Raw genomic sequence first — 13,362 nt, forward strand, 5'->3', positions numbered from 1 at the left:
ACTTTTAAATAGTTATGAAAAGACCGTTCAATATTCGCGCATTTCTTAGTTTGCTGCTGATGGCAGCGATGTTTTCGCCGACGGCAGTCCTGGCTTTCGGAGACGGCAAAAAGCATTTTAAGCAGGGAATGAAGCACGAATCGGCCGAGGAATGGGACAAGGCCGCTGAGGAATTTGCGCTTGCGGTTGCTGACAATTCGCGAAACCCCGAATATAGGCTCCATTTGATGCGTTCGCTCTTCATGGCGTCGCAAATGTACATCAAAAAGGGAACGCTTGCCGCTCAGGAAAAAGACTATCAGGGTGGTTATGTTGCATTCCGGAAGGCATACGCATACGACCCGACCAATGATTTTGCTAAGTCCGAAATGGCACGAATGGTGAGGCTGCAGGAAGCGGAAAACGGAACACTCCCGGGCGGCAAAAAGGACGACAAAAACTTCGTGCCCGCGTCGTATGGCCCGCAGGCCAATCCGGCCGCACAGATGCCGCAGCGGCTCGAAAAATTGAGGGACATAACGTTCCCGTCAGGTGTTGACCTTCAGGCGATCATCAAGGAATTGGCCCGCGACCTCGATCTGAACGTACTTTTTGATACCGAATCGTTTCGTACTGCCGGGCGAAAGACGAATATCGAACTCAAGGGCGTAACGGCGGCACGCGCACTCGATTACATCTTTTTGCAAGAAGGCCTATTCTTCCAGCGAGTCGGCCCGCACACTATCATGGTCGCCGGCCAGCAGCAGCGGACGAAATTTCAACAGCTTGTCCTGCGTACATTTTACCTTGCGAACGCGTCTCCGAAAGACATTGCCAAGGTCGTACAGACAGCGATCCCGGCTCAACCCGGCCGCAGTCAGACGATCGTGTTGACCGACGACGCGACCAACAGCGTGACGATCCGCGATACTGAAGAGAACATTCGCCTGATCGGTCAATTGATCAAATCGCTCGACAAAGACCGTGCCGAGGTCGTGATGGACGTAGCGATCTATGAGGTAAACAAGAACGATCTGCTTCAATTCGGCAATCAGGTCGGGTCGGCGACGACGTTGACCAATATGGGCGGAGCGGGATTTGGCAGTCTTCAGGCCGGCGGTGCGCAAAACATCACTTCGGGCTTGCCGTTCAAACTCCTGGATCTCGCCAGTGTTGCGTTCGCGTTGCCGATCAGCTCGTTTCAAGCTTTTCAGGCGAAATCAAATACCAAGCTGATCGCCTCGACACAGATACACGCGTTCAATAATGAAGATTCGTCGGCCCGCATCGGGCAACGCGTGCCGGTTCAGAGTGCTCAGATCTACAACGGCAACAACACAGGGGGCAATACCGGAACCAATCCGGGTTTCGTTTCGAACGTCATTAACTACGAACAGGTCGGTCTGACATTAAAATTCAAGCCGCTGGTTTTCCCGAATCAGGACGTGCAGGTTGCAATGGAGATCGAATCGAAAGATGTCGCCGGTGCCTCGACACTGACACCGACATTTACGGAGCGAACGATCAAAGGCACCGCACGTGTTCAGAACAACAAGACGCTGCTTCTTGCAAGCGTCGCTCAGGGCGTCGAGACGAATGGCCGTTCGGGAATTCCGATCCTTGGCCTAATTCCGATCCTCGGGCGCCTCTTTACGGCTCCAACGAGGGACAACCGGCAGGTCGATATAGTCATTGCAGTCACGCCTCGCGTGATCCGTGCTCCGGCCATTTTGCCGGAGGACGAGATCGAAAGGCCGACCGGAAGTCTGGCCGTACCGACGCAAAATTCGCTTGAGGCAATGGTGATCGAGGACGAACAGCAAGATCTGCTTGCGGCAGCACGCAGAGTGCGGACGACGGTTGACGTACAGCTTCCTGATCGTGAGGTCGAGGCTCCGTCCTACGTCCGGGACGACACCTCCGCAGCGACATCGAAAAGTGATGCGGTCCTGACCAAGGTCTCGGCAGATAGTGAACAGAAATTCAAACCGATCGATTCGAGCGTTAAGACGCTTCAGTTGAAGGAGACCTCTGATGTCGTCGGCGAAAACGGAAAGACTGACGTCGAGATGGAAGCCAGCGGCCCATCTACGGAATTAAAACTCGGTGTCGGCGATACCGAATTAAAAGCCGGCCAGCGGACAAGGATCGCGGTTATGGTCAATGGTAATTCAACGTTCAGCTCGGCTGTCCTGGGGCTTAAATACGATGCCAAAAAGCTGGCAGTCCGTTCGGTCACTATCGGCGATGTTTACGGTGTAAATTCCGCAAATAAGGCGATCACACCGTTCCTTAATCAGAACGGCAAGACGTTTGTTTCGCTGATCGCGGCGGATGACCGGGCGGGTACCGCGAACGGCGTGCTTGCGTATGTTGAGATCGAGGCATTGGCGGACGGGATTCCCGCGATCAGCTTCGATCGGGACGTGCTCAATTTTCTAACGGTCGACGGCAAGAATTTTACCGTCAAGTTTGGTTTGTAAGAGGGTGAAGGTTTTTCGAACAGATCGATTTGCCGATTCGGCGGGTTACAGTTTGCTCGAACTGGTCGCGACTCTGACCGTGCTTACGATACTTGTTATGGGGTCGATCCCCGTCGCCCAAAATGCGGTAACGCGTCAAAAGGAGATGCGGCTGAGAGAAACCCTTCGTGACGTTCGATCTGCTATTGATGAGTTCAAACGCGATACGCTCGGTGCATGCCCTCAGGGAGCAGTGACATCAGGCAATCCGACTCAGGGTGCCGGTCAGAACATTCCTGCCGATCCGCGTTCGCGCGTGGTCATCGATGACTGCAAGATCTTTGAGACGGACAATCTGGATCGATATCCGCCGACACTCGACACCCTGGTCGACGGTGTAAAGGTAAAGGCTCGCGGTGCAAATCTTCGCGGCGGCAGCGGCATCACCGACGGCACTCGCCAAGCAACCGAGATCAACGAGACAAAAGAACTGATCAAGAAATATTTGCGCGAATTGCCGATCGATCCGATGACGGGCGAATCTGACTGGAAGATACGATCGTCATATCAGGATAAGGACTCGGAAAATTGGGACGAGATAAATGTCTTTGATATTCGTTCAAGCTCGGAAGAAGAAGGATTGAATGGTGAGAAGTATAGTACATGGTAGATCAGCCGCTCAACGCGGTTTTTCGCTGCTCGAACTGATGATCGCGATGCTGATCCTGGTCATACTGCTCTCGGTGGCGGTGCCGACCTATCAGCGCAGTGTGCAGCATGCCCGTGAGGTCGTTCTGAAGGAGAATCTCTGGCAGATGCGCCGTGCCATCGATCAATATTCTGCCGACAAAGGCAAATTACCAAAATCGCTGGACGACCTCGTCACCGACAAATACCTGCGTGAAAAGCCGATGGACCCGATACTGGAAAAGGCCGAGTGGAATGAGGTTCAGGGTGAAGATACCAATTCGCCTGATGCCGAATCCGGCCTGATCGACGTCAAAAGCATGGCTGACGGAGCCGACAGCGAGGGCAACGAATTTAGCAAATACTGAGAATCAAATGTTCGAACCAAATTATCCAAATGCCGCGATCGGCATCGAACGCGACGGTATTACTGCTATCGCTTTGCAGAAACAGGGCCGCGGCATTTTTGGGATCAAGCAGGCCGCGACGGTCGGCATGCCGGCTGGACTTGTGTCGCCGAGCTTTTTGGATCAGAACATTGCAAGCCGCGAAGAGTTTGCTGCATGTCTTGAAGAAGCGGTGACCAATGCCGGACTGCTGAGCCAAAAGCGATGGTCCGTCGCCTTGCCGAGCAGCACGGCACGAACTGCGATCCTTACGCTCGAAGCTCAGCCGGCGGCAAAAGCCGAAGCCGAGGAAATTCTCGATTGGAAAGCCGAGCAAAGTTTTGGTGCACCTGCGTCCGAACTGCGGATGTCCAAACAGGCGATCTCGCCCGATCGCGAAGGCAAAGCCCGATATTTCGCGACCGCCATCAAGTTGTCGGTGATCGATGAATACGAGAGTGTGTTCGAGGCTTTCGGTTGGAAAGCAGGGCTGATCCTGCCGCGTGCTGTAAGCGAAGCGAACTGGCTCTTGAACAGCAAGGCCGTGGGCGATTCGATGCTGATCAGCGGACAGAATGACGGATTTACGGCATTGCTGCTTCGCGGTTCTGAACCTTCGGTCGTGCGAAGCGTTACCTGCGAACAAAATGAGATCGACGACGAGATCTATCGGCTTCTGATGTTTTACAACGACCGGTTTGGCCGCGATAACGGCGGTACGCTTGAGCGACTGCTGGTGATCGGCCGTGACCTCGTTCCCGCAAAGATCAAGGATATTGCTGCCGAGGCTCTCGGACGCACGGCACAGATTCTTCGGCCCGACGATGTCGGCCTCTATCTTCCGGACAATAGCTTCAATTTTGACGAGATCGCCGCTCCGGCTGCTCTCGCGGCGATGGGCTAAAAAAGCCGACTTGCAGTTTGAAACATTATCTCGGAGAATACCGTAGTATTCTCGAAAGATATGCTTGCCCAATCAATAGCAATAAATGGCTTTAAGACGCTGACCGACGGCGAACTCATCGTAAGTGCGATGACGGGCCGCTCGGAGAGCTTTGAGGAGCTCGTTCACCGTTATCAGCGGCCGATCACCGGCTATGTCTTTCGCATGCTCGGCGATTACGAAGCCTCGCTCGACGTTACACAAGAAGTCTTCATTAAGGTTTACAATTCACTCTCAAAATACAGCGACGAATATAAATTTTCGACATGGCTTTATCGCATAGCACACAATGCGGCGATCGATCATATGCGGCGTAATTCGGTCACCGCTCAAAGTATCGAAGCCGAAAATGCGGACGGAACATTTCAGCTCCAAATAGAGAGCCGCGGCCCGTCGCCCGAACAGGACCATGAACGCAATGAGTGGCGATCCGAGATCGACGCGGTCGTGCGCTGTTTGCCGGCGGCCTATCGCGACCTGATCATCCTGCGACACTCGCGGGATCTGAGCTACGACGAGATCGCTGAGGTAACAAATCTGCCCCTTGGAACGGTCAAGAACCGTTTATTCCGCGCTCGCGAAATGATGCGCGAGCTCTTTATCGAGAGAGGTTTTGACGGAATATAATTCGAGATGATCAACGAATTCGACATTGAATTGGACGCTTGTCCGTCATTTGAGATCGCCGCATATCTTGACGGCGAGCTCGACGCGCAGCGTGAACTCAGCCTCGAATCTCATTTTGCTTCGTGCGGCATCTGCTCGGCCGAGTTGAATCATCAGAAACACTTCCTCATCCAGTTGAACAGCCGATTGAGCAATGAAAGCGAGTTGGAACTGCCTAAGGATTTTACTCGGCAGATCGTGGCAAATGCCGAAAGTAGCGTTGTCGGCCTGAGGGGGCAGCGTGAACGGTTCAATGCCGTTTTTATTATTGCAGCGTTATTGCTCTTCGTTCTGTTTGCCTTGGGAGCCGAAGCCGGTGATCAATTTTCGGGTTTTGCCGCTTCGATCGATCAGACAGCGGCGGTCGTTGGCTTCGTGGGCCGCATCGTATATTCGTTCTTTGTTGGCGTCGTCGTTGTCTTGAGAACGATAGCTGCACCTCTTCAGATCGGGCTGGTGGGTATTGCCGCCGGTCTCGGGCTCTTTGCGGCCGCGGCTGTTTTGATCTCAAAAATGGTCTTCAGGCTGCGTAGAATCTAGATCTTAATTCCTGCCACTGTGCGATATTTATTACCTTCAACAACTTCTACGACGGCTTATATTCCGACGTTGATACGCGTCTTTGCTGCTGCTGCATGCATTGTTGCATTCTGTTTCGTCTCGTTTGCGAACCCTGAAATATCGATGTCCGATGACGACACGACCGTGATCGTTCAGAACGCACCTGAACAGGAAGTTTACGTATTTGGGAAAGCGGTGATCGTCAAAAAGCAGGCCAAGGGCGTTCTCGCGATCGGCGGCGACGTGACGGTCGAAGGCCGTGTTGAAGGCGATGTTGCGACCATCGGCGGCAACGTGATCCAGGAAGAAGGCGGCTATATCGGCGGCGACGTGATCGTTTTCGGCGGAAGTTACAAACCGAAGAGTCAAACGCCGCTGCGTGAGCCCGGAAAAGAGACTGTGATGTTCGGCGTTCTTGAGGATGAGATCAAAGACCTGGCTCAAAACCCTTCGCAGATATTCTCTCCGAGCTGGTCGTGGGGCTTTGTTGCCCAACGCATCGTCGTGGCACTCCTGTGGTTCGTTATTTCGCTTGCAATGACGACCGTCGCTCCAGGTGCCGTTAGCCGGGCGGTTGCACGGATCCAGCTTTCTTCGCTCAAAGTTTGCGGTATCGGAGCCGGCGCATTTATGCTCGCTTCCATTTTGATCGTAACAGGTGCCATAACATTACCTACATTCCTAAGTGCGACGGTCGGGGCAATGGGAATGCTCCTGCTGCTGCTCGGGTATGTTTTCGGCCGCGTTGCCTTACAGGTCAGTGCCGGAAAGATGCTCCAGAAACACTTCTTTCCAGAGAACAACCGGTCCGAAACACTCGCGATACTTGCCGGCGTCCTGATCTGGACGCTGCTGCTTTCGCTGCCGTATATTTGGATCATCGCTCTCTTTTCGGTCTTCGCATTCGGGATCGGGTTGATCCTGACAGCCCGCTCACCGCGACTCCGCCAAATTGCGTAAGTCAATTGCTTGCAGATTTTTACACTTCTTTACAAATCAGCTCGAACCTTACTGATAGAATTAACGTCATAGATACTTGAAGGGTGCAACAATCAGCATTATTCGAGCGTAGATCGTTTCGAGGGTCTTATAACAAAATGATACAGAATCTTATTATTACAGTTCTTTTATTCATATTTTCGGGTATGTTTGCCCTCGTCTTTGGCCAGACTGCCGAAGCGGTCAAACCGTCAGTGGTAACAGGTGATGTGGTGTCTATAAGTTCGACGGAAATCGTCGTAAGTTCGGCAGCCGGGGAAGTCAAGGCCGTCCTGACCGCCGCAACGCAATTCAAAAAGGTTACTGCTGAAAATCCGAGCATTAAGACCGCGATCGCTTCGTCGGCAGCTGACATCGGTGTCGGCGACAAACTATTGGTTACCGGAATATTGAGTGCCGATGGCAAATCGTTGCCGGCTCGGGCCGTTTATTTGATGTCAAAATCAGACATTGCCCAAAAGCAGGCGAAGGAAGCCGAGAACTGGCGAACGCGTGGCATCGCGGGCCGTGTTACAGCTGTGAATGCTCAGACAAATCAGCTTACGGTCGAGATCAGGAGCCTAATGGGCAGCACGTCGATGGTGCTGACGCCCAATGCAGATGCGGTCTTTCATAGATATGCACCGGATTCGATCAAATTTGAAGAGGCATTGAACAGCTCATTAGCGGAAGTCAAACAGGGTGACATGATCCGAGCTCTTGGCGACAAAAGTGCAGACGGGACCAGCTTTTCTGCAGAGCAGGTGGTTACTGGAGCTTTCCAGACAATTGCGGGCACGGTCAAGTCGATCGATATTGAAAAAAATGAGGTCATTATCACAGACCTTCAAACCAAAAAGGACGTTACGGTCGCCATCGGAACGGCGTCGATGATGAAGAGATTTCCCGCTGAATTGGCCCAACGCCTCGCTGGCGGAGCAATGGGCGGCGGAGGCCCGCGGCCACCGGGGCAGGGACAGCCGGCAGCAGGCGGACCGCCGACAACGGGCGGCCAGGTCCGGCCGGCAGGCGGTGCTCCCGGACAGGGAAGGCCAGGAATGGGTGGGCAAGGCGGTATCGACGACATGCTTGAACGTTTTCCGAACATTAAAGCCGAAGACCTAAAGGCCGGCGATATCATCGCGATCTCGAGCACAAGGAACGGAAACACGTCGCGTGTGAACGCGATCAAACTGCTCGCCGGTGTCGAACCGTTCATACGATTGGCACAGGCAACATCGGGCGGCGGACGCGGCCAGGGCGGACAGGCGGTTCAGGGCGGATTTACGATCCCAGGATTGGACGGCATCGGATTCCCCTAAAGATCATATTTATTAAGAAATTGCCGAGGAGCTAACTGCACTCGGCATTTGCGCAGCATCATATATTAAAAGGTATTTATCATGAAATTCATTAGATCTATTTTACTGTTCGGGCTGGTTTCCGCGTTTGCGGTCAGCTCGGCATTTGGACAGGCGACGGGCAGCATTGGCGGCTCGGTGACCGATTCGCTTGGAGCGGTCGTCGTTGGAGCTTCCGTAACGGTCGTGTCTCAGAGCGGGACACAAAAGATGGTCGTGACAAATGCTCGCGGTGAGTATAACGTCACGGGGTTGGAAGCCGGCAAATATACGGTCAAGGCTATCGCTCCAAAATTCGCTCTCTACGAAAATGCAGAGGTGGATGTGGTTGCGGGCGAGAAGACCGACATTTTTGTCGTCCTGACCGTTTCCGGAGTTGAAGAGAGCGTTGACGTCGGCGGAAACGAGACCGTCTCTAACGATGCGGATAACAACGCAGACGCGACCGTCATCAAGGGCAAGGACCTTGATGCACTTCCTGACGATCCGGACGAACTCGAATCGGCACTTCAGGCGCTTGCCGGCCCCTCGGCGGGACCAAACGGCGGGCAGATATATATCGATGGATTTACGGGCGGCCAATTACCGCCGAAAGAATCGATCCGGGAGATCCGCATTAATCAGAATCCGTTCTCAGCCGAGTTTGACCGTCTGGGTTTTGGCCGAATTGAGATATTGACGAAGCCCGGTTCGGACAAGTTCCGCGGTTCGGTCTCGGCAAATTTCAATGACGAGAGTTTGAACTCACGCAATCCGTTTGCGAATAACCGAGCACCCAGCCAGCTGCGCTCATTCGGCGGCAACATTTCCGGGCCGCTGCAGAAAGGACGATCGTCTTTCTTTTTGGATGTCATGAACCGCGACAACGACGGCAACGCTGTTGTTAACGCTGTGGTTCTAGATGCTGCGTTAAATCCTGTAAATTTGCGAGAGGAATTTGTCGTTCCCAGCCGCCGTTTTTCGATCGGTCCCCGGGTGGATTTTGCGATCAACGACAATAACACGCTGGTTGCCAGATACAACTTTAATACCGGTTCCAATGACAATCAGGGTATAGGAGACACCTCGCTTCCTTCGCGGGCATACAACACGACAAGCTTTGGCCACGAGTTCCGGTTGACCGAGACCGCAATAATCAATGCCAAAACGATCAATGAGACCAGGTTTGAATACTCATTCGATAAGCGTTCGCAGACGGGTGACAATTCGATACCGACGATCAATGTCTCGTCCGCATTTACGGGCGGCGGAGCTCAGATCGGTACCAGCTATAACAAGAGCAGCAGGTTCGAGTTAAGTAACTTTACTACAACGGCTTTTGGCAAGAATTCTCAGCATTCCGTTAAGTTCGGCTTTAGGATCAGAAATAATTCGATCTCGGATCGTTCGGAGAATAATTATGGCGGCACATATGTGTTTCCCGGTTTCTTTGGCGTCGATGCCTTTGATACGAACGGTGACGGCGTAGTTTCGCCGCTTGAACAGTATCGAGCGAGCATTCTTAACGCTGCCGGCACGCGGTATGATCCGACCCAGTTTTCATTGACCACGGGCGACCCTCTTGCTAAAGTGTCGCGGTTTGATGCCGGATTGTTCATCACTGATGACTGGCGCATTTCGCCGGCGTTGATGCTGAGCTTTGGCCTGCGGTATGAAAATCAAACGAATGTTAGCGACAACACAAACTTTGCTCCGCGTTTTGGATTTGCTTGGTCGCCGGGTGCAGGCGGAGCAAAGGCACCTAAGACGGTGTTCCGTGGCGGTGCCGGGTTCTTTTATGACCGGTTTAGTGAGAACCTGACGCTTCAGGCGGACCGATTCGACGGAACGACTCAGTTGAATCTTATAGTTAGTGCGAACGAAACGGATCCGATCCGTCGTACGGCAGCCCTCGCGTTGCTCGCACAGCCTGTATTCACACTGGCTGGTGTGACCAATTCTCCGACGGCGGCACAGATACTTGCGGCGTTGCCGCAGTCTAATTCGATCAGGACGATCTCGGCCGATCTACGAGTGCCGTACACGATACAGGTCGCTCTTGGTGTTGAAAGACAACTGCCGTTCAAGACCACATTCGGTGCGTTTTTCATTAAATCCCAAACTAACAACCAGCTGCGTGCCCGGAATGTAAATGCTCCGGTCTGTCCGGCCCAGATCAATTGTCTTAACGCACCGCGTCCCGATCCGACACAGGGAAATGTATTTGAATACGAATCGACAGGCGTTAACAAGCAAACGCAGCTGATCCTGAATTTTAGGAACAATTACAGTTCGCGATTTTCGCTTTTTGGAAATTATCGACTAGGTTTTGCCGATAGCGACACCGATGGAGCCGGAAGTTTTCCTGCTTATAGTTATGATCTTACGGGTGAATTCGGCCGTTCGGCGTTCGACGTTCGGCACAATTTTGTGATCGGCGGAAACGTGACCCTTCCATGGCAGATCTCGCTTAATCCGTTCATTACGGCCAGTTCGGGACGTCCGTTCAACATCACGCGCGGTGTGGACCTAAATGGTGACTCACTGTTTACTGAACGGCCAACGTTCGGTGAACTCGGGAGCCGTTGCACGGAACTGAATCTGACCTCGTCGTACTGTGACGTTGCGGGCCAGGATCCGAATGCGATAATTCCGCGTAACTTCGGTGTCGGGCCGGCTTACGTGAGTGTCAATCTCAGAGTTTCGAAGTCGATCGGCTTTGGCAAGACCGCGGGAGCAACGGCCGGAGCAGGACAGACCGGCGGTAACCGCCCAAGCGGTTCGCCCGGAATGGTCATGGGCGGCGGAATGGGCGGCCGCGGCGGCGGCGGCGGTATGGGCGGAATGTTCGGCGGCGGCGGCGACAGCCGAAAGCCTTACAATCTGAACTTGAGCATTAATTTTAATAATCTGTTCAATACGGTGAACTTCGGTACACCGGTCGGTAATCTTAGTTCGGGCCGTTTTGGCCAGTCGACAAATATCGCCGGAGGATTCGGCGGGTTCGGCGGCGGCGGCGGCGGCGGAGCGACGGCAAATCGCCGGATCGAACTTCAGGCCCGATTTAGTTTCTAGCCCTCCAAATTGCTAGATTGTCTCCTTTCGGAGAGGCAGGGTCGCGAGATCCGGCCTCTCCTTTTTTCATTCTGACAGACGATCGCAGGTATAAAACTTTTACGGATCGATGCGTTCTATACGGCAAAACGGGAGTATAATGTTCGCAGCTTAAAATTATCTTTGTTTCTGAGGAGTAGAGTGATGTTAAAGCGAACGATATCAATTTTCACGATCCTATTGGCAATTTCGGCATCGGCGTATGGACAGTCGGCGGCGCAAGTCTTCGAGCGCGCGATGGGGGACTTTCAAGCTCGCCGCTATGAAATGGCTGCTGCCGGATTCACCCAGTATACCAAACTGGCTCCTACGGACCCTGCCGGTTTCAACAATCTCGGGCTTAGTTACTATTTGATCGACCGTTGCAGCGATGCGTTGGGTGCTTTCGCGTCCGCGATCAGATTGAAGCCGGAATCGTATGTTTCGTGGGTGTACCAAGGGATATGTCAGGACAAGGCATCGAAATATAACGATGCAGTAAACTCGCTGAAAACGGCCGCCGGGATCGATCCGAATAATCCGCTTGCTCATTCGCAGCTTGGTTTGGTGTACCATGGCGGTAAGAATTACACGGAGTCCGAACGCTCGATGCGGCGAGCTGTTCAGTTAAAGCCAAGCGATCACTTCTATCGATATCGGTTAGGTCTGGCACTCTATGAACTGGAGCGATACGGTGAGGCAATTACCGAGGCAAAGGAATCGATTCGTCTTAAGGCGGACTATTCTTACTCGCACAGTCTCTATGGCGATTCGCTCTACGCGACAAAACAATACAAGGAAGCGATCCCTGAGTATCGGGAATCGTTAAGACTAAAGCCGGACGACGCGACCGTGATGTACCAGCTCGGACAATCGTATTACGGCCTCAAAGACTATGTTTCGGCGATCACGGCATTTCGGGACACGGTCAAAACGGCACCGAATGATTATGACGCGTGGGTATATCTCGGGAATTCACTGGATTATGAGAACCGGTTCGCCGAGGCGATCGACGCCTATAAAGAAGCGTTAAAGCTCCGTCCGGACAATGCAATGGCATATTCGGAGATCGGGATCGCATATAACCGCTCAGGCAACTACATCGAAGCCGAAAAATATGCCCGTGAGGCTTTAAAACGGGATCCAGGCAACAGCAAGTATCAAACCGACCTTTGTATGGACCTGCGTAGATTGAAACGGTTTACGGAGGCATTGCCGCCCTGTGAGCAGGCAGTGAAGCTTGATCCGAAGTCCGTGGACGGATATTACGAAATAGGACTGCTTTATCGTGACATGCGTGATCAAGCGATAACGCAGAAGAAACTGGTCGCCGCGCAAGGCTATACGCAGAAAGCAAAGGAACAAGTGGCGAAGATCCAACCATTGGATCCCGATCAGGCACAAAAATTAAGCGACATGATCGATCCGCCGGCTAAGCCAAAGCCTTGAGGTCTACTGGCATCTAAGCCAATGGAATGTAAAACCAATTTTGATTTTCAGCCGTATACCAACCCATGAAGAAAATTTTCTGTTTAGTTTCGTCGATCTTTCTCATTTCGCTCGTATCATTCGCTCAGCCGGCGGCTTCCGGCACTACGGCTGTCGCACCTAAAGCATCAAATCCCGCCGAATCTGCGGCAAAAGAACTTGCCAATGCCGCACTTGCGGCTCATGGGGGCGAAAAATTGAAGCAGATGAAAAGCCTTGTAATGCGAGGGTCGGTCGATATAACGACTACCGCATTCAATCAGGCGATCGCTTCGACATTTGTGACGGTCATCGCCGGCGAAAAATACAACTACGAACTGAATAATCCTTTCCAGCCGTTAAAGCAGATCTTTGACGGCAAGCAGACCTTTTCGTCGCTGCAGGGATTTGCGTTGCCGCCGATCACGAGTCTCGGCTTCCCGCTGCTGCCCAAGATCGGCGAAACCGGCTATGTGATCTCGCCTCTCGCTGACGAAAAGAAGAGACGAAACGGATTTCGTATAACGACGCCTGAAGGCTATTACACTGATTTCCTGATCAACGAAAAGACCAGCCAGATCAAAGGTTATGAGTCGAGCTATGAATACAATGGCCGTCTGATCACCACGTCTGTCGTCGTCGATAAATGTCTGTTGGTGGATGGGGTGCTTGTGCCGGAGCGATATTCGCAGCGTTTCGACCTGGGACAGTTGACGGCGTATGCCGACTTCAAGTCGAAAGTGATACTAGTGAATTCAACGATAGAGGACAGCGTCTTCGCTATGCCCAAATAAGGAAAA

At 52.8% G+C, this 13,362-nt stretch carries 11 protein-coding genes; all 11 read left to right on the forward strand.

Going from position 1 to position 13,362, the window contains the following annotated elements; genetic code table 11:
- Positions 1-14 precede the first annotated feature (14 nt).
- Positions 15-2,462 (forward strand): hypothetical protein, encoded by a 2,448-nt coding sequence (locus IPK01_11490; GenBank protein MBK7934098.1) that lies wholly within the window; start codon positions 15-17, stop codon positions 2,460-2,462.
- 4 nt (positions 2,463-2,466) lie between these two features.
- Positions 2,467-3,111 (forward strand): type II secretion system protein, encoded by a 645-nt coding sequence (locus IPK01_11495; protein MBK7934099.1) that lies wholly within the window; start codon positions 2,467-2,469, stop codon positions 3,109-3,111.
- Positions 3,086-3,496, forward strand: a complete 411-nt coding sequence (locus IPK01_11500; protein ID MBK7934100.1) for a type II secretion system protein — start codon at positions 3,086-3,088, stop codon at positions 3,494-3,496. Before IPK01_11495 ends, IPK01_11500 begins: the two co-directional genes overlap by 26 nt.
- A gap of 7 nt (positions 3,497-3,503) precedes the next feature.
- The gene (locus tag IPK01_11505; protein ID MBK7934101.1) at positions 3,504-4,418 is read left to right on the forward strand and encodes a hypothetical protein; all 915 of its coding nucleotides are present in this window, start codon (positions 3,504-3,506) and stop codon (positions 4,416-4,418) included.
- 60 nt (positions 4,419-4,478) lie between these two features.
- Entirely contained in the window at positions 4,479-5,084 is a 606-nt protein-coding gene (locus tag IPK01_11510) for a sigma-70 family RNA polymerase sigma factor (GenBank protein ID MBK7934102.1), read from the forward strand.
- Between the two features lie 6 nt (positions 5,085-5,090).
- Positions 5,091-5,663, forward strand: a complete 573-nt coding sequence (locus IPK01_11515) for a zf-HC2 domain-containing protein (GenBank protein MBK7934103.1) — start codon at positions 5,091-5,093, stop codon at positions 5,661-5,663.
- A gap of 144 nt (positions 5,664-5,807) precedes the next feature.
- Complete coding sequence (locus tag IPK01_11520) at positions 5,808-6,644, forward strand: hypothetical protein (GenBank protein ID MBK7934104.1); 837 nt, start codon at positions 5,808-5,810, stop codon at positions 6,642-6,644.
- Between the two features lie 137 nt (positions 6,645-6,781).
- Positions 6,782-7,984, forward strand: coding sequence for a hypothetical protein (locus IPK01_11525; protein MBK7934105.1), 1,203 nt, complete (start codon positions 6,782-6,784; stop codon positions 7,982-7,984).
- An 81-nt stretch (positions 7,985-8,065) separates the two neighbouring features.
- Positions 8,066-11,077: a carboxypeptidase regulatory-like domain-containing protein gene (locus tag IPK01_11530; GenBank protein MBK7934106.1), complete on the forward strand. Its 3,012-nt coding sequence runs from the start codon at positions 8,066-8,068 to the stop codon at positions 11,075-11,077.
- 183 nt (positions 11,078-11,260) lie between these two features.
- Positions 11,261-12,544, forward strand: a complete 1,284-nt coding sequence (locus tag IPK01_11535) for a tetratricopeptide repeat protein (protein MBK7934107.1) — start codon at positions 11,261-11,263, stop codon at positions 12,542-12,544.
- A gap of 65 nt (positions 12,545-12,609) precedes the next feature.
- A complete protein-coding gene (locus tag IPK01_11540) occupies positions 12,610-13,356 on the forward strand; it encodes a hypothetical protein (GenBank protein MBK7934108.1) in 747 nt (248 codons plus the stop codon).
- The last annotated feature ends 6 nt before the right edge of the window (positions 13,357-13,362 follow it).

The organism is Acidobacteriota bacterium, assembly GCA_016713675.1.
In the GTDB taxonomy this organism is placed as follows: domain Bacteria; phylum Acidobacteriota; class Blastocatellia; order Pyrinomonadales; family Pyrinomonadaceae; genus OLB17.

Bases quoted from the DNA above. Each gene is read 5' to 3' on its own strand.
- IPK01_11490 (MBK7934098.1), top strand. From the start codon at position 15: ATGAAAAGACCGTTCAATATTCGCGCATTTCTTAGTTTGCTGCTGATG.
- IPK01_11500 (MBK7934100.1), top strand. From the start codon at position 3,086: ATGGTGAGAAGTATAGTACATGGTAGATCAGCCGCTCAACGCGGTTTT.
- IPK01_11505 (MBK7934101.1), top strand. From the start codon at position 3,504: ATGTTCGAACCAAATTATCCAAATGCCGCGATCGGCATCGAACGCGAC.
- IPK01_11510 (MBK7934102.1), top strand. From the start codon at position 4,479: ATGCTTGCCCAATCAATAGCAATAAATGGCTTTAAGACGCTGACCGAC.
- IPK01_11515 (MBK7934103.1), top strand. From the start codon at position 5,091: ATGATCAACGAATTCGACATTGAATTGGACGCTTGTCCGTCATTTGAG.
- IPK01_11520 (MBK7934104.1), top strand. From the start codon at position 5,808: ATGTCCGATGACGACACGACCGTGATCGTTCAGAACGCACCTGAACAG.
- IPK01_11525 (MBK7934105.1), top strand. From the start codon at position 6,782: ATGATACAGAATCTTATTATTACAGTTCTTTTATTCATATTTTCGGGT.
- IPK01_11530 (MBK7934106.1), top strand. From the start codon at position 8,066: ATGAAATTCATTAGATCTATTTTACTGTTCGGGCTGGTTTCCGCGTTT.
- IPK01_11535 (MBK7934107.1), top strand. From the start codon at position 11,261: ATGTTAAAGCGAACGATATCAATTTTCACGATCCTATTGGCAATTTCG.
- IPK01_11540 (MBK7934108.1), top strand. From the start codon at position 12,610: ATGAAGAAAATTTTCTGTTTAGTTTCGTCGATCTTTCTCATTTCGCTC.